The organism is Martelella limonii, from assembly GCF_013344475.1.
Taxonomy (GTDB): Bacteria; Pseudomonadota; Alphaproteobacteria; order Rhizobiales; family Rhizobiaceae; genus Martelella; species Martelella limonii.
Map to the genome: position 1 here is coordinate 62,008 of NZ_JABUOU010000001.1, position 23,521 is coordinate 85,528.

A 23,521-nucleotide genomic window follows, 5' to 3' on the forward strand; every position below is an offset into this window, starting at 1 on the left:
GCTGAAACGGAGGCAGGCCAATGTCGCCCCGCATCCTGAGCTTCATCGCAGATACGACGGCGCTGGTGATCTTCTTTACGATCGCCAGCGGGCTCAATGAGCGCTTTATTGCCGGCATGGCATGGAGCGATGTGCTTGTTGCCCGTTCGGTCGGCGCGGTGCTGATGGTGCTGACGGCAAGGCCTTACGGGCTCTGGCGTGATTTTCTCTTCGGCAAGGTTCAGCCGAAGACCCGCGCCGGCGAATTTGCGACCGACTGCCTCTCGCTGATCGCCTTCCAGGTGCCGATCTACATCGCGATCATTGCGGTAGGCGGCGCATCTGGCTCCGGCATCGTCAGGGGAGCTGCCGGCTTTGCGGTTCTGATGCTCGTGCTTGGCAGGCCCTATGGCATGTTCCTTGAGTTCGTGCGCAGCCTTTTCGGCCTCACTGACAGGGGGCAGAAGCCGATGTCGCTTGGCGGCTGACAGAATTTTACCGGGGCGCGAGACGGCCCGGACCCGTTCAAAAATATCATTCGCCGCGCTCATGGCCGGCACAAACCAACAGGAGGCCATCATGGCACCTCGCGTACTCGTATCCGACGCGCTGTCGGAAGCCGCCGTCCAGATCTTCAAGGATCGCGGCATCGATGTCGATTTCCAGCCGAAGCTCGGCAAGGACAAGGAAAAGCTCGCCGAAATCATCGGCAATTACGATGGTCTGGCGATCCGCTCGGCCACCAAGGCGACCGAAAAGCTGATCGAAGCGGCGACCAATCTCAAGGTCATCGGCCGCGCCGGCATCGGCGTCGACAATGTCGATATCCAGGCAGCCTCGCGCCGCGGCATCATCGTCATGAACACGCCCTTCGGCAACTCGATCACCACCGCCGAGCACGCGATCTCGCTGATGCTGGCCGTCGCCCGCCAGATCCCCGCCGCCGATGCCTCGACCCAGGCCGGCAAGTGGGAGAAGTCGAAATTCATGGGCGTCGAAATCACCGGCAAGACGCTCGGCGTCATCGGCGCCGGCAATATCGGCTCCATCGTCTGCAACCGCGCGCTTGGCCTGAAGATGAACGTCATCGCCTTCGACCCCTTCCTGTCGCAGGAAAAGGCCGAGAAGATGGGCGTCACCAAGGTCGAGCTCGACGAGCTGCTCGCCAAGGCCGACTTCATCACGCTGCACGTGCCGATGACCGACAAGACCCGCGGCATCCTGAACGCCGAAGCGCTTGCCAAGACCAAGAAGGGCGTGCGCATCATCAACTGCGCCCGCGGCGGTCTGGTGGATGAGGCAGCGCTTGCCGAAGCCATCAAGTCCGGCCATGTCGCAGGCGCCGGCTTCGACGTGTTCGAGACCGAGCCCGCCACCGAGAGCCCGCTCTTTGGCCTTGAAAACGTGGTCTGCACGCCGCATCTTGGCGCCTCGACCTCGGAAGCGCAGGAAAACGTGGCCCTTCAGGTTGCCGACCAGATGTCGGATTACCTGCTCAAGGGCGCTGTTTCCAACGCGATCAACATGCCCTCGATCAGCGCCGACGAAGCCCCGCGGCTGAAGCCGGTGATCAAGCTTGCCGAAGTGCTCGGCGGTTTCGCCGGCCAGGTGACCGAAAGCCCGATCAAGCAGATCGAAGTGCTCTATGACGGCAATTTTGCCGAGATGAACACCACGGCGCTGACGAGCGCGCTGCTGGCGGGTCTGCTGCGTCCGCTGGTCGCCGACGTCAACATGGTCTCCGCACCGGTGATGGTGAAGGACAAGGGCATCATCCTGCAGGAAGCAAAGCGCGACAAGTCGGGCGTTTACGACGGCTACATCAAGCTGACCGTCACCACCGAAAAGCAGACCCGTTCCGTTGCCGGCACGGTGTTCTCGGATGGCAAGCCGCGCTTCATCCAGATCAAGGGCATCAACATGGATGCCGATGTCGGTCGCCACATGATCTACATCTCCAACACGGACGTGCCCGGCATGATCGGCTTCATGGGCTCGACGCTTGGCGATGCCGGCGTAAACATCGCCAACTTCCAGCTCGGCCGTGACAACCAGGGCGGCGATGCGATCGCGCTGCTCTATGTCGACGAAGCGCCGAAGCAGGCCGTGCTGGACAAGCTTCTGGCCAATCCCGCGATCAAGCAGGCAAAGCCGCTGGAATTCGCCGTCGACTGATCGGCGCTTGCGAGAATGACATCGAGGCCCGGCTTCTCCCAAAGGAGGCCGGGCCTTTCGCATGTCTGCACCCTGGTTGCCTATTCTCTCCGGATATGCTGGTCTGGGTGGAAGACAGCAAGGGGAGGGAACATGCGGTCCTTGATCATTATCGCGGCGCTTCTGGCGCTCGCTTCCTGTGACACGGTGAGCAAAGAGGGTGCGCCTGCGAAGACGAAGGCGGATTACGTCGCGTCGTTGAACATGGCGAACACGTCGGTGAATTCGCTGGCGTCGGCGCGGGCCTATTACAGCGGATATACCCGCAACACCTTTGACCCGTGGCACGGCACCCAGGTTGAATACAACGCCCCTGACGGCATGTCCTATCTCTGGTACCCCGGCAACCGGGTGATCGTGAAGGGGCGCTGGAAGGTCGAGACGTCGACCTCCAAAGCTGTGGAACCCGTGGTCGTTGCCAACAAAGTGGTCACCACCGTCCAGCCGCAGCCCTATCTGATCTGCTACCAATACGGGCTCAACAGCTATAATCCGGTGACGAAGCAGCGCGGCGGTAACTGGAGCTGCCGGCCCTTGCCCGACGATCAATACCTGGGCACGGAGCGCAGGAAGGGCGATCCGCTTGGTCTCAGCACCAGTGTGCGCGTGCCCTATCCGCTCGACAAAAAGAAAACCACGATCGACAGGCTCCTCAGCCATTGCAAGTCATGTTCGGTGAACTAGTTGTATGTCTCTGAAGGGCGCCGGATGCCCGGCGCGCCTCGCCCGGCGTGGAGCGGGCGGTCGAATTTTGAAAGTGAAACTTGATGACTGGATGCACCGGTTGCCGGAATGCCGATGCTCTGCCCTTTGAATTCTCCATTGCGTTCCAACCCATCGTGGACGTCGTCGATTGCTCGATTTTTGCCTACGAGGCGCTGGTGCGCGGCGTGAATGGTGAGGGCGCAGGCAGTATTTTCGCCCGGCTTACCGACGACAATCTCTACGCCTTCGACCAGCGCTGTCGGGTCAAGGCGATCGAGCTTGCGGCGTCGCTCGGTCTCATGGATGGCGATGCGAAGCTGTCGATCAACTTCATGCCGCGCGCAATCTACGAGCCGCGTGCCTGTATCAAGCTCACGCTCGAGACCGGGCGGCGATGCGCAGTCCCGCCCGAGCGCCTGATCTTCGAATTCACCGAGACCGAGCAGACCGACAAGGCCAAGCTGGCCGAAATCCTGACGCTCTATCGCGCGCTCGGTTTCGAGACTGCGCTGGATGATTTCGGCTCCGGCTATGCCGGCCTCTCGCTTCTTGCCGACATGCCGCCCGGGATCCTGAAGCTCGACATGACCTTGATCCGCGGGATAGACGCGGACCCGGTGCGTCATGCGATCGTCAAGCACGTATTTGCGCTCGGCAAGGAACTCGATATCAAGATCCTTTGCGAAGGGGTGGAGACCGAAGCCGAAGTGGAGACGCTTAGGCAGCTCGGCGCACGCCTGATGCAAGGCTACTACCTCTGCCGTCCGGCCTTCGAGGCGCTCAGGACGCGCGACCAGATCGCGTTTCGCGCTTGACAGCCGGAACGGCGACGTCAGCTCGCTGAGCTGGCTGTCTGTTCGGTGTCATCCTCGAGCCGAGAACCCGGGCAGGTGCGATCGGCTTATTCTCCCCCAGGCAGCAAAGGCCCCCGCCCAGTATGGGTGGTTGATTCTAACCCGGGCATGACCTCTTGAGGTGAGGTCGTCATACCTACAGCCTTGCGGTTGTCCGCAAACCGTTCAGAACGAGCACGCGGTCTCTTCGACCTTTTTGCTTTCGCTGACCCGCAGCCGCAGTCGCAGCGAATTCCCGCTCTTGGGCAACATTCCAGTGGAGTGTCGGTCTTGACACGAAATGGCAAGCGGCTATTAATTATACAATGTATAATTAGGGGTCCGAAATGATCGCGGGACATGTTTTCATCGCTACCAGTCTGGATGGTTTTATCGCTCGCAGCGACGGCGATATTGCCTGGCTTCTGGAGCGCGATGATCCCGATGAAGATCATGGCTACGACGCCTTCATTGCGGATATCGATGTCATTCTGATGGGCCGCGGTACATTCGAGACAATCCGAACTGTAAGGCCCTGGCCCTTCACCCTCCCCGTCGTCGTCCTGTCCTCGTCCATGTCCCAGGCCGATTTGCCGGACGATCTGGTCGACGAGATTCGGCTTGTCGACAGTGCGCCCGAAGAGGCGATGCGTATGCTGGAAATCGAGGGACACCGGAAGGTCTATGTTGATGGCGGACGTCTCATTCAGTCTTTCCTGCGGGCCGGTTTGATCTCCGACCTCGTGATCACGATCGTGCCGGTGCTCCTTGGTGAAGGCCGCCGCTTGTTCGGCAGTGTCGCAGCAGATATTTCTCTACGCCATGAGGAGACCAGGAGCTTTCCCTCCGGGCTTGTCCAGTCCCGTTACCGGGTCGAAGCATGAAGCGGCCCCGCGGGCGGCCGCCCCTCACAGAAGCTTCCGTGTCGCGCGAGGAGATGCTTGGTGCCGGTCTCGATCTTCTGGATCGCAAGGGCGCCGACGCCTTTACCATGAGGGCGCTGGCGGAGCGCCTCAGTGTCAACCCGATGACGATCCATCATCACTTCGGAGGGCGCGATGGCCTGATTGCCGCGATGTCGGAAGTGGCCTATGCGCAGGTAGCTGCCCCGGAAGGTGGCACGCCGATCGATTGCATACGCGGTCTGCTGGAGGCCTACCATGCGCAGGTTCTCCGTCACCCGGGGCTCACCTTGCTGATATTCAGGCGGCCGGGCGTGTTCCCACAGCAGGCGGAACGGATCACCAACGAGATCTCTGCTCTTTTGGCCGAAGCCGGCTTGTCAGGTCGCAGGGCGCAACTGTGGCGCGACATACTCGTGGATTTCACACATGGCGCTGCCTTGGCGACGGCGATGAATGGTCGCGGCAGCGGCAGTGAACCTCTCGAAGATCAGGGGTTCTCCATGGCCCTGCAGGAACTGTCTACGAGCCTGACCCGCTAGGGACACATCGGGAGCGAAAGCCGGACGCGCACCTTGGCCGCGCTACCAGATGAGGATGCCCGGAGAAGCGCGGCGGGGAAGGGGGTGTTCGAAACTTCGTTGCAGGCACTGAGCGTGTTCATACATCCGGATGTGATACAGCCTAAGGCAATGAGGATGGAGTGTCGCCGCGGCGAGAGGCCCGTATCAACTTCAGCCTTTGCGCCGTGAGGCCCTTCAAGGGAGGGCGCGGCCAGAAGGTGCGCCCACAACTTCCGCTGCGCCACCACGAACAGGGCGCAGCGATGGAGGGGCCGATGGCACTGCCAGCCGGCCCGAATAGCCGTGCTTTGTCCTTGCTTCGATCGCGCTTCCGTCTTTCGCGCAAGATCCTGGTACTCCGTCCGGGCGACTGCGAGGCTCGGATCAGGTGGTCTTGGGTGTGAAAATCACGAGGTCGATGTGTCGCAGGGGTAGCCTTCACGGATGGGTGATATCGGCCTTCCCGCGCAACGAGAGACGCGGCAACGCGTTTTGCGCTGGCCGGGGAACCGTGGCTTTGCAAAAAGACTGAGGCCGCCGTTCTTTCAAACGGCGGCCTCTTTTCATGTCTTTATCCGAGTGGCTCAGAAGAAGCCACGACGCTGCCACCAGCCGCGCTTCGGCTTGGCTTCCTCATCGTCGTTTTCAGCCTTGGCGCCATCGGAGGTCACCACAGGCTCGGAATGGGAAACGTTGGAAGCGCGGTTGGCACGCTTCGGGCTCTCCGCTTCGGTGGCGGCAGCTCCGTCGCCAAGGTCCGCAGCAGCCTCGACGGTTGCCTCGTCCTCTGCCTCTTCGGCTTCCTCCGGCTCGGAAGGGGTTTCCTCGACTGCTTCCACTGCGGTTTCGGCAGGGGCTTCGGCGCTTTCGGCGCGCTTGGCGCGGCGGCGGCGGGGCTTGCGGCCCTCGATCTCGGCCATGGCATCGTCTTCATTGACGGCGCCCGGCTGGTCGCCTTCGACTTCGGCAGTTGCAACCTGTTCGACAGCGTCGCCGTTGCCAGCCTCTACGACTGCATCACCATCTTCGGAAGATGCCGCATTGTCGTCGTCATCGGCACCATCGGTGTCGTCGTCCGCATGTTCGCTGCTGCCATCGGCAGCCTCCGTCTGCTGGCCGTTCTCATCACCGCGATTGCGGCGTCCGCCACGCTTGCCGCGGCGGCGCTTGCGGCGCGGCTTGTCGGAAGACTGCTCGCCGTCTTCGTTTTCGCCCGAAGAGGCCTTGGCCTCTTCCTCGTCGTCGCCCGCCTGATCCGCCTGATCGCCGTCGGCGTCATTGTTCGATTGACCGTTGCGGCCACGCCGGCGACGGCGCTTGCGGCGTGAACGTCCGCCTTCCTCTTCGGTCGCAACGACTTCCGGCTTTTCTTCTTCCTCGGTCTCTTCGATTTCCTCGACGATGTCGTCTTCCGGCTCTTCGGGGAAGTCGAGCAGCGTTTCGATCTTGACCGGGTTCTCGACGGGTTCGCCGCGATCGATCTCGAAGTGGCTGGTGGTCAGCTTGGGGTCGGCTTCAACGATGATCTCGACGCCGAAGCGGCCTTCGTAGTCCACGATCGTGTTGCGCTTCTGGTTCAGAAGGTACAGCGCGATCTCCGGCGTCGTGCGCACGGTGATGTTGTGGGTCGTGTTCTTCAGCAGATATTCCTCGACCCCACGCAGCACATGCAGCGCGACGGAGGACTGCGACAGAACATGGCCCGTGCCGCCGCAATGGCTGCAGACCTGGGTGGTCGATTCCAGCACCGAGGCGCGGATGCGCTGACGCGACATCTCCAGAAGGCCGAAATGCGAGATGCGTCCGACCTGGATGCGGGCGCGGTCGTGTTTCAGGCAGTCCTTGAGCTTCTTTTCGACAGCGCGGTTGTTGCGCTTTTCTTCCATGTCGATGAAGTCGATCACCACGAGGCCGGCAAGGTCGCGCAGGCGAAGCTGACGCGCCACTTCCTCCGCTGCCTCCAGATTGGTCTGGAGCGCGGTATCCTCGATCGAGTGCTCGCGGGTCGAACGGCCGGAGTTGACGTCGACGGCAACCAGCGCCTCGGTCTGGTTGATGATCAGGTAACCGCCGGATTTCAGCGTGACCTGAGGCTGCAGCATGCGGTCGAGCTGGGCTTCGATGCCCGAACGCGAATAGATCGGGTGCACGTCGCGGTAACGCTGGACAACCTTGGCGTGACTCGGCATCAGCATCTTCATGAAGTCTTTCGCTTCACGATAGCCTTCTTCGCCCGAGACGATGACTTCGCCGATATCCTTGTTGTAGAGATCGCGGATCGAGCGCTTGATCAGGCTGCCTTCCTCATAGACGAGGCAGGGCGCCGTGGACGTCAGCGTCTTCGAACGCACGTTTTCCCAAAGCCGCATCAGATATTCGAAGTCGCGCTTGACCTCGGCCTTGGTGCGGTTGGCACCGGCGGTGCGCAGGATCACGCCCATGCCCTGCGGCACTTCGAGATCCTTGGCGACATCCTTGAGGCGCTTGCGGTCTGCCGGATTGGTGATCTTGCGGGAAATGCCGCCGCCACGCGCCGTGTTCGGCATCAGCACCGAATAACGGCCGGCCAGCGAGAGGTAGGTCGTGAGCGCGGCACCCTTGTTGCCGCGTTCTTCCTTGGCAACCTGTACCAGCAGGATCTGCCGGCGCTTGATCACTTCCTGGATGCGGTACTGCTTGCGGGCCTTGCGATGGTTATATTCCGGCACCTCTTCCATGGCGTCTTCGGCGCCAACGGATTCGACGCTGTCGTCGTCATCGTCGATGTCTTCGGAGACCGTATCGGCGTCGACAGCAGCGGCCATGTGGGTCGGGCCCTTGCTGTCACCGGAGGCATCACTGTCGGGTTCTTCGCCGCCTGCAACTCCGTCGCTGGAGGCGTTGTCGTCAGACGAGGCTTCGGGTGCTGCGCCTGCGTTTGCCTCGGCAGCGTCATCGTCCGCTTTCGCGGTCTTCTTGGCTGCCGGCTTGCGGCGGCGGCGCGGCTTCTTGGGCGCCTCTTCGGCAGCAGCATCCTGCTCGGCGCCTTCAGCCGCTTCGGCCGTTTCCGGACCCGTTTCGGCTGCTTCAGCGGCAGGTGCCTCTTCGGCGATGGCAGGCTTTTCTTCTGCCTTTTCCGAGGACTTATCGGAAGTTTTGGCCTTGGCGCGGCCACGGCGGGTGCGCGGCTTCGGCTTGCTTTCCTCTTCGGACGCAGCCTTCTCGGAGGCCTCGGACGGCTGCGACAGCGCGGTATCGGTGTCTTCGTCGTCATCGCTTCCGGCGACTTCCCTCAGCAGGGCTTCGCGATCGGCAAGCGGGATCTGATAGTAATCGGGATGGATTTCCGAAAAGGCCAGGAAGCCGTGGCGGTTGCCGCCATAGTCCACAAAGGCGGCCTGGAGCGACGGCTCCACCCGCGTGACCTTTGCCAGGTAAATGTTTCCTCGCAGCTGCTTCTTGTGCTGCGATTCGAAATCGAACTCCTCTATCCGATTTCCACGAACGACAACGACGCGGGTCTCTTCTTCGTGAGACGCGTCGATAAGCATTTTGTCTGCCATTTAAGATGAACTCCTCGGCGCGCGCGGCTGACGTCTGCGGAGCGGGACGATGCCCTGTTCCGGAAAAGATCGTCAGCAGATACGCCGGATGAAATAACGTCCGACCGTCGCAACGAAACGTGGGCGGCTGCTTCTCGAATCAGTCCGGCGCCCTCGAAGGGGGCGCGGGCCGATGGAAGAATTTGACGCTTCGTTCTCATATGTAACCAGTCGAAACCAACACTGCCTAACCCCGATTTCGGGGCGATGAAATCGCCTCCGGGAATGCCCGTGAAGCGTTGACCTTTACGCCGAAACGCATCGATTAAGAGCGTATATCGGCCAAGATATTCTGTCCGTTAGGTGGAAAGACGGCGGACGCCCAATCGCTTTAATGTGGCGCCAATCTGGAAAAGACCGGCTGCCTCGCGCAATTGTCCCGTCATAATGTCCACCTGATGCACATTAGTATGTATTCGGTGCGTCAATAGCAAGGAAAATCCAATCCACGGTAATATTTGAGAAAATGGGGAAAAACCCGTATCACGTTGCAGATCAGCGCCGGTCGGTACCAAAGACCTTATCCGTCACGTTTTCGCCATCCGGCTGGCTATGAAACGGAAGCCGCTGAACGCAATCATGGGGGTCGGCATGCGGGGACGCAAACACGCTGTTGGGACGCGCGGGAAGGGGGCAATTCTCTTCGCCCTGATTTCCCTGCTGGTGTTGCCGTCGGCGTTTCTCGCAGGTCAGGCGACTGCCGAGGAGAGCGCTGAGATTGCGCCGCTGATCGCCTATAATGCCCTGCTCGTCGGTGACGACGCGCGTGCGCGCCTTGTTGTGAATTTCGACCGCGCCCCCGAATTCAGCTACCACTATCTCAAGGATCCGGCGCGGTTCGTGATCACGCTGCCCGCCACCGCGTTCGGCTTTGATCACGACGCGGTGCAGGCGCGCGGTCTCATCACCGACGTCCGCTACGGAACGACCGGGCCGGGGCAGTCGCGGATCGTGCTGACGGCGCGCGAGCCGATCCAGATGACCCTCGCCGAAACCCGTGACGAGGGCGGCACGGGCGCGCGGCTGGTGGTTGACCTCGCGATTGCCGACAGCACGGTGTTCGAAAAGCTCCTGGCGGGGCAGGACAAGCAGTCCGGCAATGCCAGCGACGCGGAAGACGCCGCACTGGCGCCCGAGGACGACAGCTTCGTGGTCGCCATCGATGCCGGCCATGGCGGCGTCGACACCGGCGCCGTCGGCGAGGACAGCAAGACCTTCGAAAAGGACATCACGCTCGATTTCGCCCGCGCCTTCGCTGCGAGACTGCAGACCGTTCCGGGCTTTGATTCCTATCTCACCCGCGACGCGGACGTCTATCTGTCGCTGTCGAAGCGCGTCGAACTCGCCCGCCAGCACGGGGCGGACCTGTTCATTTCGCTGCACGCGGATTCCCTGAGCCAGCGCGACATTTCGGGCGCTACCGTCTACACGCTGTCAGACCGCGCATCCGACCGCTTGGCGGCGGCGCTGGCGCAGCGCGAAAACCTGTCGAACGAGATCATGGGGATCGAGGCCTCCGCCGAGCCGGAGGAGGTGACGGATATCCTGCTCGATCTGACCCGCCGCGAGACGCAGAGCTTTGCGATCTCGCTTGCCGATCAGGTCGTCGCCTCCTTCGAGGGGCAGATCAGCCTGATCAACAACCCGCACCGCTTTGCGGGCTTCATGGTGCTGAAGGCGCCGGACATTCCGTCGATCCTGCTTGAAATCGGCTTCCTGTCCAACCCAGAGGACGAAAAACGCATGCTGGATCCGGTCTGGCGCGACACGCTGGTCGACCGTCTGGTGGATGCGGTGACGCGGTACCGGAGCCCGATGATGTCGGGTATAGAATAGCAAATGCGCGGTGGGCACCGGCGATCTTTGCCGGGCGCGTCGTAAAAAGCGCACATTCATTGTAAAAAGCTTTCCGGGGTATTTAAATTCATGCCAGCGGGCGATATTTGCGGTAGTCGACCAGGGCGTATTGATGTGGGGCTGCATCCAATCGGGCTTCGAGGCGCGTTTCCAAGTCCGGCACAACCGCAATCAGAACAAGGTATAAAAAACACGTGGCTGTAATCAGGTTCATCGGATATCTCTTCGGCATCGCCTGCGCACTTTTTCTCGTCGTTGCTGTCGGCATCGGCATCTATCTCGGCAATGTGGCGAAGGACTTGCCGGATTACGAAGTGCTTGCGCAGTACACGCCGCCTGTCACGACCCGGGTTTATGCCGGCAATGGCGAGCTGATGGCCGAATATGCGCATGAGCGCCGCCTGTTCCTGCCGATCGATGCCATTCCGATGCGCGTCCGCGGCGCCTTCCTGTCGGCCGAAGACAAGAACTTCTACACCCATCCCGGCATCGATGTTGCAGGCCTGGTGCGTGCGGTGTTCACGAACGTCAAGAATGCCGGCAGCGGCCGCCGGCCGGTGGGTGCCTCGACCATCACCCAGCAGGTTGCGAAGAACTTCCTGCTGTCTTCGGACCAGACCTATGAACGCAAGGTCAAGGAAGCGATCCTGTCGTTCCGCATCGAGCAGGCCTATTCAAAAGATACCATTCTCGAACTTTATCTGAACGAGGTTTATTACGGTCGCAACGCCTTTGGTATTGCCGATGCGGCGCTCACCTATTTCGACAAGCCCGTCTCTGACCTTACGATCGCAGAAAGCGCCTATCTGGCCGCCGTTCTGAAGGGTCCTGCCAATTACGATCCTTACCGCCACCCGGACGCTGCGATCGAGCGCCGCAACTGGGTTATCAGCCGCATGGAAGAAAACGGCTATATTACCCAAGCCGAAGCCGATCAGGCGCGCTCGGAGCCGCTAGGCGTGGTCACCGACCGCCAGAACCAGCCGATCGAGGGCGACGAGTATTTCGCCGAGGCCGTGCGTCGTGAGCTCAAGGACAAGTATGGCGAGGAGATGCTTTACGAGGGCGGCCTTTCGGTGCGGACCTCGCTTGACCCGCAGATGCAGACCTATGCGCAGGAAGCGCTGCGCGACGGACTGATCAGCTACGATCAGGCCGCCGGCTATCGCGGCCCGATTGCGCAGGTTTCAACGGCGGAGGATTGGGGACCCGCTCTTGCCAAGATGACGCCGCTCTGGGATGTGCCGGACTGGCAGATCGCGGTCGTGCTCGGCGTCAGCGGCGAGGGAGCCAAGATCGGGATCCGTCCGCCGCTCGATGCGGCAGGCCGCGTTGCCGAAGACCGAAAAACCGGTTTCATTCCCGCTGCCGACATGAAGTGGGCCTACCGATTCCTCGAAAAGGGCAAGAAGAACGCGACGAGCCCGGAAGGCGTCCTGGAGAAGGGCGACGTGGTCTACGTCCAGTCGACGGGCGAGGGCGACAATTACCGCCTGCGTCAGGTGCCGAAGGTGCAGGGCGGTCTCGTCGCCATGGACCCGGAAACCGGCCGCGTGTTGGCCATGGTCGGCGGTTTTGCGTTCTCGCAGAGCCAGTTCAACCGTGCGACCCAGGCGATGCGCCAGCCCGGTTCCTCGTTCAAGCCGTTCGTCTACGCCGCAGCGCTCGACAATGGATATACGCCCGCTTCGGTGGTCATGGACGCTCCGGTCGAGTTCGAATCGGGCGGCGAAATCTGGAAACCGCAGAATTATTCGGGCGATTTCTCCGGTCCGCAGACGCTGCGCACCGGTATCGAGAAATCCAAGAACCTCATGACCGTCCGTCTTGCGAACGACCTTGGCATGGAAACCGTTGCCGATTACGCGGAGCGCTTTGGCATCTACGATCACATGGATCCGGTTCTGGCGATGTCGCTCGGCTCCGGCGAAACCACGGTGATGCGTCTTGTTTCGGCTTACGCGGTGATTGCCAATGGCGGCAAGCAGGTCAATCCGACGCTGATCGACCGTATCCAGGATCGCTACGGCAAGACCATCTTCAAGCATGAAGAGCGTGAATGCGAGAACTGTGAAGCCGCGACGTGGGATGGCCAGTCCGAGCCGATCCTGATCGATGGGCGCCAGCAGGTTCTCGACCCGATGACCTCCTACCAGATCACGTCGATGATGGAAGGTGTGGTTCAGCGCGGCACGGCGGCAAGCGCCGTCAAGCTCGACCGTCCGGTTGCCGGCAAGACCGGAACCACCAACGACGAGAAGGATGCCTGGTTCGTGGGCTTCACGCCCAACCTGGTCGCCGGTCTCTACATCGGTTTCGATCAGCCGGCGACGCTCGGCCGCCATGGCACCGGCGGCGGGCTGGCTGCGCCGATCTTCAACACCTTCATGACCAATGCGCTCAAGGACCTGCCGGTCGAGAACTTCATCGAGCCTGAAGGCATGACCAATGTCGCGGTCAACCGCTCCACCGGCATGCGCGCCAGCGGTTCCGGCCCGAATGTCATCATGGAGGCGTTCAAGCCGGGCACGGGCCCAGCCGAGGCTTTCGATGTGATCGACATGAGCAGCTACAAATCGCCCGAGGAAATCCTGAGGGAATCGCCGCAGGCCCAGAAGGTCATCTCCAGCGGTTCGAGCGGCCTTTACTGAGGCCGCTTGCGGGGGCGGGGTTTACATCCGCCCGCCGCCCCCTTATTCACCGGATTCGAACGGTTTTTCAGAATAGCAGAGAGTATCATGCGCGCGGAAATCGAAGGTATTGTCGACGATATCAAGCAGGGTGTTGGCCTGCTGAGGAGGCATCTTTGACTGGGATCAGGCAATCAAGCGTCTGGACTGGCTGAACAACAGGGCCGAAGACCCCAACCTCTGGAATGACGCCGGCGAGGCGCAGAAGCTGATGCGCGAGCGACAGCTTCTGGAAGAAGGCATTTCCGCCGTGCGCCGCGTCGAAACCGAGCTTTCCGACAATATCGAGCTGATCGAGCTTGGCGAGGAAGAAGGCGACGAGGATGTCGTGCGCGAGGCCGAGCAGGGCCTGCGCACCATGCTTGCCGATGTCGAGCGCCGGCAGGTCGAGGCGATGCTCTCCGGCGAGGCCGATTCCAACGACACCTATCTCGAAGTTCATTCCGGTGCCGGCGGTACCGAGAGCCAGGACTGGGCCAACATGCTTCTGCGCATGTACACCCGCTGGTCGGAACAGCAGGGCTACAAGGTCGAGGTGCTCGAAGTCCATGACGGCGAAGAGGCAGGCATCAAGTCCGCCACCATCCTCGTCAAGGGTCACAATGCCTATGGCTGGCTGAAGACGGAATCCGGCGTGCACCGTCTGGTGCGGATTTCGCCCTATGACAGCAATGCCCGGCGTCACACCTCGTTTTCGTCCGTCTGGGTCTATCCGGTGGTCGATGATTCGATCGAGATCGACATCAACGAAAGCGACTGCCGTATCGATACCTATCGCTCTTCCGGCGCAGGCGGACAGCACGTCAATACCACCGACTCCGCCGTCCGCATTACCCATATCCCGACCGGGATCGTGGTGCAGTGCCAGCAGGAGCGTTCGCAGCACAAGAACCGTGCCAAGGCGTGGGACATGCTGCGCGCGCGTCTTTACGAGGCCGAACTGCAGAAGCGCGAGGAAGCGGCGAACCAGGAAGCGGCCTCGAAGACCGATATCGGCTGGGGTCATCAGATCCGCTCTTACGTCCTCCAGCCCTATCAGCTCGTCAAGGACCTGCGTACCGGCGTCGAAAGCACCGCGCCCTCCGACGTTCTCGATGGTGATGTCAGCCGCTTCATGGAAGCAGCCCTTGCCCACCGCATCGATGGCGGCAGCGACGGCGTCGAAGACATCGACTGAGTGCGGTCGGCAAGCCGCAGGGCAAGCCTGACGGCAATGTCGTTCTCAAGCCGGCTCATCAAACCAAAAAGCCGCACCGGTCGCCCGGTGCGGCTTTTCTTTTTGGAAGGCTTTCTGCTTTAGCGCAGCTGCTGCAGCAGTGCAGGCGTTGGCCAGCCGTCGGCGGGAACGCCAAGCTGGAGCTGTACGCTGCGCACCGCATCGCGCGTGCCGGCGCCGAGAATGCCGTCGATCTTGCCGACATTGTAGCCCTTGGACGTCAGGATCTGCTGCAACTGCTTCATCTGGCCATCGGAGAGCCCGGGCTCAGGATTGCCCTTGCTGTAGGCCGGAGCGCCCTCGAACCTGGTCGCGAAGTAAGCGACAGAGGTGGTGTAGATGAAGGACTGGTTCCACTCGAGATAGACGTTGAAATTCGGGTAGGCGAGGAAGGACGGTCCAAACCGGCCCTGTGGCATCAGCAGTGCGGTCGGCAGGTTCGAGAACCGGGTGTTGCCGTCCGTGGGCTTCACGCCGAGCTGGAACCACTGGCCTGCGGTAAGCCCGCCGCCGAAGCCGGTCTTTTCCCAGGGCAGGTTCTGCGGCAGCTGAACTTCCTGGATCCACGGCTCGCCCGCGCGCCAGCCGAGGCTGCGGATGAAGTTGGCGGCCGTCAGAAGCGCATCCGGCGAACTCTTCTTGACGCGCACATGGCCATCGCCGTCACCGTCCACGCCGAAGCGGATGATATCTTCCGGGAGCATCTGCACCTGACCGAGCTCGCCGGCCCAGGCGCCGGTTTCCGTCGCCGGATCGAAATCGCCATGCTGGGTCATTTCGATCAGCGCCAGAAGCTGCGGTCGGAAGATTTCCGGGCGGCGGCAGTCATAGGAAAGCGTCACCAGGGCGTCGCGGGTGTTGAAATCGCCCTGCACGGCGCCGAAATCGGTTTCCATGGCCCAGAATGCCGTCAGCACGCCGGCCGGCACGCCGAACTCGCGCTTGGCGCGATCGAAGGTGCTGGCATATTGCTTGATCTTCTGCTTGCCGGTCTGGAGGCGGGCATTGCTGCCGGTGCGCTGGGAAAACTCAAGGAAGGTCTGCTTGAACACGCCCTGGGCACGGTCGCGGCTCAGAACGCTCTTGCTGATCGAGGCGCCGGACAGGACCTGGTCGGCGGCCTGCGCCGAAAATCCGCGCTGGACGGCTTCAGCCTTCACGCCGGAGAGGAAGCTGTTGAAATCTCCGCCGCATTGCTGGGCCGCAACCGGGCCGGCAAAGAGGGAAGTCAGACCCGCGGCAACGAAGGCCGCGCGGATCGTTTTTGAAATCATGGGTGTCTCCTCAGAAACTTTTCGGTCCAACCGGGACCGCTCACATCGTTTCGAACGCTAGTCGAGAGCGCCTAAGCATTCCTTAAAATCCTGTCTGTCCGGTCAATTAACCATCTCGCGGTCCGTGTTTTCATGCGGCATTCTTGCGATATCTTGCAGAAACGCGCGGAAGGCCGGAACGCAGCAGACGGGCAATGCGCTGCTGCCGCTTTCGGTCGCGCTGCGCATTGATCCGCGCAAGGACGGGGCCTGCGAGAAGGCCATAGAGGACCAGTGCAGCGATGCTTGCGGCAATGTGGGCCACAGACAGCGTCTCTGCCATCTGCAACGAGACAGACTGAGGATCGACGAAGAAGATCAGGGTTGAAGCGGCAAGCAGCGTTTCGGCGTAGGGACGGGCGTCATGGCGCATGCCGAGCCAGATCTGCTTCAGTGCCTGGTTCCTGGGGGCATTGTCGTTCGCGGCGGCGGGGGCAGGGCGCTTCAGCCCCGCAAGGCTGCGACCAATCCAGAGCGCTATGATGAATGCCGCAGCGATACGCGCGAGCGTCAGCCCCGAAGGCATGGCCAGAGCGAGGCCCATGGCAATGGCAAGGCCGAGGGCGAAGAACAGAAAGCGCGCCGCAAGGATGCCGAGCCCCAGCAGCGGCAATGTCTCGATGCCGCGCTGATACCGCCTCCCGGCAAACGCCATCATCCGGCCCGAAGGCAGGGAAAACAGCAGGAAAACAAGCGCGGCGTAGGTCGCCGCGATAGCGATATTCAAGGTCTGTCCTCCATCCGCAACGGATATAAGACCGTTCGCGAAGGCAAAGGTCAATGAGCGGGAACGACTTCCTGGCCGATTTCTTCCATGGCCGAGACGAACCACGGCGTGTCGATATCGAAGCTGCCGCCGCCCTTGATGCGCTCGAATTCGATGGTCCGCAACTGGCCGTTGCGCTCGACGTCATGGCCGGTAACGCCGGAAACGCCATCAAGCGCGCTCTCGACGGCAAGGTCGACCATCGAGTGGATCAGCCGCAGATCGTCATTGTTTGCAGGCGCCGAGCGGGCGTAATAGCCGGATTTCTGCACCAGTGCGCGCTCCGCGCCGAGTTGCGAGGCGAACTGCTTGGCAAACCAGTCGCCGACATTGATCGTGTCGAGCTTGACGTGACCGAAGGCATCGCGCGAAACGGTCGCGCCCGCAGCCTCGCGCTCGGCCACGATCGCCTCGAGGCAGGCGCCTTCGGATACGAACAGCGAGACGGTGCCATTGCGATCCATGACCTCCTTCAGACGGGCCGCTTCGCCTTCGAGGTCGAAAGCGGTTTCCGGCAGATAGACGCCGTCGATCATCTTCATCGCCCGGTTCATCAGCATGCCGTCCACGAATTCGGCCGACTTGATGCGGTCGAGATAGGCGCGCGCCGTTGCCGCCGTCAGCCAGCCGCAGCTGCGGCCCATCACTTCGTGGATGATCAGCGTGCGCGGTGCGGCACTCTGTTCGTTCGAAATATTGTCGAAGAAGGCGGCGCCATATTCGGCTGCCGTCCACGCGCCAAGCGTCTGCCGGATCGGCTTGACGTCATTGTCGACCGTCTTCGGCAGGCCGACGACGGTGAGATCGTAGCCGTTGGTCTTCAGATAGGCGGCAAGATCTGCCGCCGTCGTGTTGGTATCGTCGCCGCCGATGGTGTGCAGAATCGTGATGTTGTCCTTGGCGAGCTGATCTGCGGCGACCTTCAGCGGATCGGCGCCGGCGGGCACGAGACCGCGCTTTTCGCAATCCTTCTGATTGGTCAGCTTCACCCGGCTGTTGCCGATCGGCGAGCCGCCGAACTTGTGCAGGAGATGCGCCTGCTGGCGGATATTCGGCGTGATCGCCATGCTGTCGCCCGTCAAAAGCCCGGCATAGCCGGAGCGGTAGGCGATGATCTGCGTGTCGGGCGCAATGTCGGAGTAGCGCTCGATCAGCCCGCCGACGGCGGAGGAAAGGCAGGGCGCAAGGCCCCCGGCTGTGAGCATGGCAACTTTGTGATGAGACATCGGTACTTTCTCTTGATCTCGCGCGGGATGTGTCGGCCCATGGATGCGACAGCCGCGCCGGGGTGTAAAGACCGCGCCGCAATAAAATCGGTTTGACGCGACGCCAGAAGACAAGGCGTCAAAATTGTTTTCGGTCAAACTGGTCAGGCTCGCGCCGGCATTGAAGCGCGCTGATGAGGCCCTCTATTTCGCCAAGGGCAATGGCCGCGACCGGACCGAGCGGTCCGATCGCTTGTATGAGGCGCCCTCTGCATCGCCCGAAAGCGCCTCCGGCCTTACCACCTGACCTTCAGGCCGACATTCCCGCCATAGCCGTAGGATCCGGTATCGAAGCCGGTGGAGGCCGTGAGTTCGGCGAAGGCCGAGTAGGACAGTTTTCCTGCCTGCCAGTCGAGCGAGCCGCCGAAGCCGAGTTCGCCGGAAAAATCGTCCGGATCGGTGGTGAAGTCGTAGAGGTTCACGAGTTGCGCCGTGGTCTCGCCCAGGAACTCGTAATAGAGGTTTGCGATGCCATAAAGCGTGGCGGCGCGGGCCTCTCCATTGACATCCTGCCAGCTGCTTTCCTTCTCGATCGCAAGGCCTGCGCGGGCAAGCAGGCTTTGGCCGTCCGAGAAGCTGACGTGATCGGAATAGGCGCCGGTGAAGCTGTCGATCGCAATGTCGGCGAAGGAAAGCTGTGCCTGCGGCGTGAGCGCCATGCCGTCTCCAAGGCCGAAGGCCTGGCCGACTTCCATCGACAGCGCATAGCCGAAGGCGTCGCTGTCTTCCGGCGCAAGCGGCAGGTCGTCGGCTTTGAGTTCGCTCGTAAACCAGGTGAATTCGGCCTGGGCATCGGCATAGAAACCGTTCGCGCCGAACCATGCCAGCGTGCCGCCGAAGCCGTAGCCGTCGGGATGGATGCTGCTGTCGCCGTAGCGCGAGGCGATCCTGGCTTCACCGGTCTGGTAGTGGGCGGTAAAGCCGCCGATCAGCGCGCCCTCGGCAGTGTCGGCGAACAGACCGTCCAGCCCGGCCTGCATCTCGAAGCGCGACAGGTCGTAATCATAGCTTGCGGTGGAGGACTGCGGGTCGAAGTGTTCATAGCCGCCATCGAGCCGTCCCCACAGCGCATCGAGCGCCGGGCCAGACGACAGCGCCTCGCCATCCGCATACCGCCCGCCGGACCGCGTCCTCATCGACGGCAGCTCCATCATCTCGAGCATCACGGACTGATAGGCTTCGTAGAGGGGGACGAAGGGCTGGAGCGTGAGGCCGGCATCTATGAGCTCGTCGATGCTTGCCCTTTCCACGTAATCCCGATCAAGGAATCGATCTGCGGGCATCGGTGAATCTGTTGGCAGCAAGAAGTATCCCGGCGCATAACCTGCGGGCTGGAGGAAGACTGTCTGATATTGGACCATGCCGTCAGTAAAAGTCCCTAAGAAGCCGTCGGAAGGTGAATCCGCGGGTGCTTCAACCACGGCAAATCCGTACGGTTGTCCGGGTGAGGAATTCGATGCAACATTGCGATAGCGGAGTTCGGTTCTCCCTGAAACACTGCCTTCTATGATGATCGTGTCGTTGGTTCCGTCTGCAACATTGATATCGATGGCGCCGGTTGCATTGATGCCTGCATAGTCTCCCAGGATTGTGATTTCACCGCGGGAAAAGCCGTCCTGCATGTCGAGGTCACTATCGGTGCTGATGACAATGCCGGTGATGGTGAGTGAGCCCAGTCCGTTTACTCTCAGGGAAGACTGTTCCAGACCGATATTGCTGCCAATCGTTACCGCGGTTTCTGCTGATGGTCCGGTGGAATAGAGGATTTTGCTGTCACTGACGACCAATATGCCCGATTGCTCCGGATAATTCGGTGCGGGGTCCAGCAGAAGCGATCCGAAAAATTCGAGACTGGACTGTGTCACAGTCATGTATTCGAAGTTCACGATCTTGCTGGCGTCAATCCGTCGGCCCGTGACGGCGCCGATCATGAACTGGTCGAAATCCTGATCCGTTGCGCTGCCGTCATTGGCTTCGCCGCCATCGAAAAAATAGTTCTCGCTACCGCCTTGCAAGGCATCGAGGTTCAGCAGCACCTGGTCTGAGCCGCCCTGTCCATAAAAGCTGCCGATGAACTGCCCTTTTGTCCATGTAAAGCGGTCATTGCCCTGATTGAGGGTGTCGTCTGGAGCGCCGTCGATCTGGTTGTAATCGCCATAGATGTCGCCGGTATAGGTTCCGCCGCCGATCACGAAATCGGAATCGCCCCCGCCGAGCATGGACGATCCATAAACCTGTCCGAGCGTGGTCACGGTCACGATCGTATTGGCGTCGTCATTGCCGTTCACGAGCATGGGCGAACGGTCTGCAACCGAAATCGAAGCGTCGGAACCGATGGTCACATTCAGGTTCATCGCGGGGTAGGATTCGGTGCCGGTGCCTTCGTCGGCAATGAGAATTGCCGGGGCGTTCTTGGTTCGCACGATGCCGCCCGATATGTCCAGATTATACTGCGCTTGAGGCGTCTTGCTCAAACGGAACGCCGTCGAGTCATCGCCCCTCATGTCGATCAGTCCACCGGACATTGCAATGTTCATGGCCACGCCGGTCGAGACATAATCTCCCATAAAGTGGAAGGCTGTGGCGTTATCGCCGTCTCCATGGATAACGCCCGATGTCATGTTGAAGGTGCCTGTCGCGACATCGCTGCTAAGCACTTCGTCGACGAAGGTAATGCCCGACCAGTAATCATGATCAAGACGGATATCCGTTCCTTCGAGATCGACCTGATACTGTGCTGTCGAGAAAATCGGCACGCGGACGGCATAGGGGCTGACGCCCGAACCGGCTTCATGGTCAGGTACGATCGAACCGCCCGATAGGGTTATCGTGGCCGCGGTATCCGAGGTGAACGCGGCGAAGTCGAGCGATCCGCTCTCCAGATGGAATGTCTGTTGAAAGGTCGATTCCAGAACGAAGCCGCCCTTTATCGTCGTCGGTCCGCTATTTTCGTTGATGGTTGCAATCGTTGATCCGTCGTTCGTAATCCAGACAGCCGTGGAAGGGGCGGAGATTGTTCCTCCCGTCATCAGGAAGTTCACGGTGCCCCCGGCTTGGCTTTGCCCTTCATTGGCGATAATGGCGCCTGAGACCATGTCGCCGCCAAGTATGAAGTCCATCGCGCCATATCCAAGGGTCTGGACAGCAATGCCGCCGTTCAGTGTGCCCGTCTCGACGTTGATCGTCGCCCTTCCATTATCTGTTGTTACGTTCAATGCCCCTGAGACGGTGTCAAACTGCCTTCCGTCGAACCGGATGGAGCCGGTCGGCGCAGAGGTTGTCAGGGAGATATCGCCCGTGACGACCATTTGCGGGTTTTCGAGCCGGAGCGCCAGGTCACCGCTGGCGTCATAGGTTATGCCGTTGGGGTAGCTCTGGCCGGTACAGACGAGCGTCGTGAAAAACTGAGCAGAGCACTCGTTCTGAGCCTTGGCATCGCCGCCGAAACACAGAAGGATCATCGCCCCGGTCGTCGAGGCGAGCAGTTTTGTCATATCCGACTTGATGCGAGAATCCGCGCAGTTCGCTCTCATGGCTCCACTCCTGATGTTGCATGGCTGGAGGAATGGAAACGTCATCTGCGCAGCACTTCAATCTTACATGGTTTTATTCATGGTTAAATCCATAGGTTGTGTTGCGGATCGGCATCGGTTCCGCCCGGCTGGCGAAACAGTCGGAAGCTTATGATCGTCCGTGGGGCATCAGGCTACAGCGTGAACGAAATACCGGACGATCACGCCAGCACGCGTGCATGGGCCATCGGCTGCTGCACCAGAGGCGGGAAATCTTCCGGCGTGATGGTTTCCTTTTCGAGCAGCATGCGTGCGCCGTCATCGAGATCCTGGCGGCGTTCGCTCAGCACCGCCTTTGCGCGCTCATAGGCCGCGTCGATCAACTTGCGGATGGCCATGTCGATCTCGCGGGCGGTCACATCGGAATAATTCCTCGCGCTGCCCATGCCGGGTGCTTCGTTCAGATAGTGCGCGCGTTTCTGTTCGAGCGCTGCCTGGCCGATATCGGGGTCCATGCCGAAGCTCATGACGTATTGCCGGGCGATATCGGTGACGCGGGCGAGGTCGTCGGAGGCGCCGGTGGAAATCTCGCCGTAGACGAGGTCCTCCGCTGCCCGGCCTGCCAGAAGCACCACCATCCGGTCGCGCAACTCGCCGGCGGTGATCAGGAACCGGTCCTCGGTCGGGCGCTGCATGGTGTAGCCAAGCGCGCCGATCGAGCGCGGGATGATCGAGATCTTGTGGACCGGATCGGTTTTCGGCAGCGCGGCTGCCGCCAGCGCGTGGCCCATTTCGTGGAAGGCGACGCGTTCGCGTTCATCGGCATTCAGCAGGCGGCCGCGGCGTTCCGAGCCTGCAACCGTGCGCTCGACGGCCTGGGTGAAGTCTTCCATCGTCACCTTGTCGCCGTCGCGGCGCGTGGCAAAGATCGCCGCCTCGTTGACGAGATTGGCGAGGTCGGCGCCGGCAAAGCCCGGGGTGAGGGCGGCGACCTGCGCGGCGTCGACGTCGTCCGAAAGTTTCACCTTTTTCATGTGCACGGCAAGAATGGCGGCGCGGCCTGCCCGGTCGGGACGGTCCATCACCACCTGACGGTCGAAGCGGCCGGCGCGGGTGAGCGCCTGGTCCAGCACTTCCGGCCGGTTGGTGGCGGCGAGGATGACGATGCCGGCAGACGGATCGAAGCCGTCGAGTTCGACCAGAAGCTGGTTCAGCGTCTGCTCCTTCTCGTCGTTTCCGCCCATGCCGAAGGAATTGCGGGCGCGGCCGAGCGCATCGAGTTCGTCGATGAAGATGATGCAGGGCGCCATTTCGCGGGCCTGCTTGAAGAGATCGCGAACCCGTGCGGCGCCAACGCCCACGAACATTTCCACGAATTCGGAACCCGAGATCGAAAAGAATGTCACGCCCGCTTCACCTGCCACGGCCTTGGCAATCAGCGTCTTGCCGGTGCCGGGCGGGCCGACCAGCAGAAGGCCCTTGGGGATGCGCGCGCCAAGCCGGCCGAATTTCTCCCGCTCCGTCAGGAAGGACACGACTTCCTTGAGTTCGGCCTTGGCTTCGTCGGCGCCGGCGACATCCTCGAACGTTACCCCGGTGCGGCGCTCCACATAGATCTTCGCCTTCGACTTGCCGACATTCATCATGCCGCCAAGGCCCATGCCCTGCTTTTCGGCGAATTTGCGGAAGAACCAGGCCCAGATCGCGAAGAAGATCACGATCGGCAGGACCCAGGACAGGATCTTGGTGAACAGGGAGTGATCCGGCACGCCGGTGACGTCGACCTTGTACTTGTCAAAATCGACGGCCAGTTCCTGGGGCACGCGGTAGGTGACGAAGTATTTCTTGCCGTCGACCTCATCCTTGAATGCGCCCTGGATGGTATTGTCGGCAATCGCGACCGACTGGACCTGACCCTTCTCGACATAATTGATCATGTCGGAATAGCTGATCCGGGCGACGTCCCTGGACGTAAACCACATTTGAAAGCCGATGATGATGAGGAAGGCCACCAGAAAATAGCCAAGGTTGAATGTATTCTTGCGTTCCATGGCACGTGCTCTCCGGTTTGGCGTCCTCTAATGTCTATAGTCAGCGCCGTGCGGCGCGCGCAACGCAAAACCGT

General features: G+C 61.2%; 16 protein-coding genes. 10 read left to right on the forward strand and 6 right to left on the reverse strand.

The window, feature by feature from the left end:
- Positions 1 to 20 precede the first annotated feature (20 nt).
- From alaE to HPQ62_RS00320, 6 genes are all read left to right on the forward strand, one after another.
- Complete coding sequence (gene alaE, locus HPQ62_RS00295) at positions 21 to 467, forward strand: L-alanine exporter AlaE (RefSeq protein WP_174800520.1); 447 nt, start codon at positions 21 to 23, stop codon at positions 465 to 467.
- A gap of 91 nt (positions 468 to 558) precedes the next feature.
- Complete coding sequence (serA, locus tag HPQ62_RS00300) at positions 559 to 2,154, forward strand: phosphoglycerate dehydrogenase (RefSeq protein WP_174800521.1); 1,596 nt, start codon at positions 559 to 561, stop codon at positions 2,152 to 2,154.
- A gap of 132 nt (positions 2,155 to 2,286) precedes the next feature.
- On the forward strand, positions 2,287 to 2,877 hold the full coding sequence (locus tag HPQ62_RS00305; protein ID WP_174800522.1) for a hypothetical protein: 591 nt from the start codon (positions 2,287 to 2,289) through the stop codon (positions 2,875 to 2,877).
- 83 nt (positions 2,878 to 2,960) lie between these two features.
- Entirely contained in the window at positions 2,961 to 3,713 is a 753-nt protein-coding gene (locus HPQ62_RS00310) for an EAL domain-containing protein (RefSeq protein WP_174800523.1), read from the forward strand.
- Positions 3,714 to 4,078: 365 nt separating this feature from the next.
- On the forward strand, positions 4,079 to 4,615 hold the full coding sequence (locus HPQ62_RS00315; RefSeq protein ID WP_174800524.1) for a dihydrofolate reductase family protein: 537 nt from the start codon (positions 4,079 to 4,081) through the stop codon (positions 4,613 to 4,615).
- 38 nt (positions 4,616 to 4,653) lie between these two features.
- Complete coding sequence (locus tag HPQ62_RS00320; protein ID WP_342343656.1) at positions 4,654 to 5,175, forward strand: TetR/AcrR family transcriptional regulator; 522 nt, start codon at positions 4,654 to 4,656, stop codon at positions 5,173 to 5,175.
- Between the two features lie 605 nt (positions 5,176 to 5,780).
- On the opposite strand, the gene HPQ62_RS00325 is transcribed toward HPQ62_RS00320, so the two are convergent.
- Entirely contained in the window at positions 5,781 to 8,738 is a 2,958-nt protein-coding gene (locus tag HPQ62_RS00325; protein ID WP_174800526.1) for an Rne/Rng family ribonuclease, read from the reverse strand.
- A gap of 630 nt (positions 8,739 to 9,368) precedes the next feature.
- Here HPQ62_RS00325 and HPQ62_RS00330 point away from each other — a divergent pair.
- The 3 genes from HPQ62_RS00330 (at position 9,369) to prfB (ending at position 14,501) form a co-directional block, all read left to right on the forward strand.
- Complete coding sequence (locus HPQ62_RS00330; RefSeq protein ID WP_244629513.1) at positions 9,369 to 10,613, forward strand: N-acetylmuramoyl-L-alanine amidase; 1,245 nt, start codon at positions 9,369 to 9,371, stop codon at positions 10,611 to 10,613.
- 215 nt (positions 10,614 to 10,828) lie between these two features.
- Positions 10,829 to 13,285, forward strand: coding sequence for a penicillin-binding protein 1A (locus HPQ62_RS00335; RefSeq protein ID WP_342343657.1), 2,457 nt, complete (start codon positions 10,829 to 10,831; stop codon positions 13,283 to 13,285).
- Positions 13,286 to 13,372: 87 nt separating this feature from the next.
- Positions 13,373 to 14,501 (forward strand): peptide chain release factor 2 gene (prfB, locus tag HPQ62_RS00340; RefSeq protein WP_174800527.1). Its coding sequence is split into 2 segments (ribosomal slippage): positions 13,373 to 13,441 and positions 13,443 to 14,501, totalling 1,128 coding nucleotides; the frame shifts between segments, so codons are not numbered across the junction.
- A gap of 119 nt (positions 14,502 to 14,620) precedes the next feature.
- Here the strand turns inward: prfB and HPQ62_RS00345 are convergent.
- The 3 genes from HPQ62_RS00345 to HPQ62_RS00355 all read right to left on the reverse strand — a co-directional run bounded on the left by HPQ62_RS00345 (position 14,621) and on the right by HPQ62_RS00355 (position 17,845).
- The gene (locus HPQ62_RS00345; RefSeq protein WP_174800528.1) at positions 14,621 to 15,814 is read right to left on the reverse strand and encodes a lytic murein transglycosylase; all 1,194 of its coding nucleotides are present in this window, start codon (positions 15,812 to 15,814) and stop codon (positions 14,621 to 14,623) included.
- A 130-nt stretch (positions 15,815 to 15,944) separates the two neighbouring features.
- A complete protein-coding gene (locus HPQ62_RS00350) occupies positions 15,945 to 16,580 on the reverse strand; it encodes a hypothetical protein (protein WP_174800529.1) in 636 nt (211 codons plus the stop codon).
- Positions 16,581 to 16,630: 50 nt separating this feature from the next.
- Positions 16,631 to 17,845 (reverse strand): pyrophosphate--fructose-6-phosphate 1-phosphotransferase, encoded by a 1,215-nt coding sequence (locus HPQ62_RS00355; RefSeq protein ID WP_174800530.1) that lies wholly within the window; start codon positions 17,843 to 17,845, stop codon positions 16,631 to 16,633.
- A 124-nt stretch (positions 17,846 to 17,969) separates the two neighbouring features.
- Here HPQ62_RS00355 and HPQ62_RS00360 point away from each other — a divergent pair, with 124 nt between their 5' ends.
- Positions 17,970 to 18,131: a hypothetical protein gene (locus tag HPQ62_RS00360; RefSeq protein ID WP_174800531.1), complete on the forward strand. Its 162-nt coding sequence runs from the start codon at positions 17,970 to 17,972 to the stop codon at positions 18,129 to 18,131.
- Here HPQ62_RS00360 and HPQ62_RS00365 read toward each other — a convergent pair.
- Together HPQ62_RS00365 and ftsH are read right to left on the reverse strand one after the other, a co-directional pair.
- Positions 18,121 to 21,417 carry an autotransporter family protein gene (locus tag HPQ62_RS00365; RefSeq protein WP_174800532.1) on the reverse strand — a complete coding sequence of 1,099 codons (3,297 nt, stop codon included), beginning with the start codon at positions 21,415 to 21,417 and terminating at the stop codon, positions 18,121 to 18,123. The genes HPQ62_RS00360 and HPQ62_RS00365 overlap by 11 nt on opposite strands.
- A 200-nt stretch (positions 21,418 to 21,617) precedes the next feature.
- Complete coding sequence (gene ftsH, locus HPQ62_RS00370) at positions 21,618 to 23,447, reverse strand: ATP-dependent zinc metalloprotease FtsH (RefSeq protein WP_174800533.1); 1,830 nt, start codon at positions 23,445 to 23,447, stop codon at positions 21,618 to 21,620.
- Between the last annotated feature and the right edge of the window lie 74 nt (positions 23,448 to 23,521).

What these genes read in the sequence shown, in the direction of transcription:
- alaE (WP_174800520.1), top strand. Translation starts at nt 21, where the DNA reads ATGTCGCCCCGCATCCTGAGCTTCATCGCAGATACGACGGCGCTGGTG.
- HPQ62_RS00355 (WP_174800530.1), bottom strand. Translation starts at nt 17,845, where the DNA reads ATGTCTCATCACAAAGTTGCCATGCTCACAGCCGGGGGCCTTGCGCCC.
- HPQ62_RS00315 (WP_174800524.1), top strand. Translation starts at nt 4,079, where the DNA reads ATGATCGCGGGACATGTTTTCATCGCTACCAGTCTGGATGGTTTTATC.
- HPQ62_RS00330 (WP_244629513.1), top strand. Translation starts at nt 9,369, where the DNA reads ATGCGGGGACGCAAACACGCTGTTGGGACGCGCGGGAAGGGGGCAATT.
- HPQ62_RS00365 (WP_174800532.1), bottom strand. Translation starts at nt 21,417, where the DNA reads ATGAGAGCGAACTGCGCGGATTCTCGCATCAAGTCGGATATGACAAAA.
- serA (WP_174800521.1), top strand. Translation starts at nt 559, where the DNA reads ATGGCACCTCGCGTACTCGTATCCGACGCGCTGTCGGAAGCCGCCGTC.
- ftsH (WP_174800533.1), bottom strand. Translation starts at nt 23,447, where the DNA reads ATGGAACGCAAGAATACATTCAACCTTGGCTATTTTCTGGTGGCCTTC.
- HPQ62_RS00310 (WP_174800523.1), top strand. Translation starts at nt 2,961, where the DNA reads ATGACTGGATGCACCGGTTGCCGGAATGCCGATGCTCTGCCCTTTGAA.
- HPQ62_RS00325 (WP_174800526.1), bottom strand. Translation starts at nt 8,738, where the DNA reads ATGGCAGACAAAATGCTTATCGACGCGTCTCACGAAGAAGAGACCCGC.
- HPQ62_RS00345 (WP_174800528.1), bottom strand. Translation starts at nt 15,814, where the DNA reads ATGATTTCAAAAACGATCCGCGCGGCCTTCGTTGCCGCGGGTCTGACT.
- HPQ62_RS00305 (WP_174800522.1), top strand. Translation starts at nt 2,287, where the DNA reads ATGCGGTCCTTGATCATTATCGCGGCGCTTCTGGCGCTCGCTTCCTGT.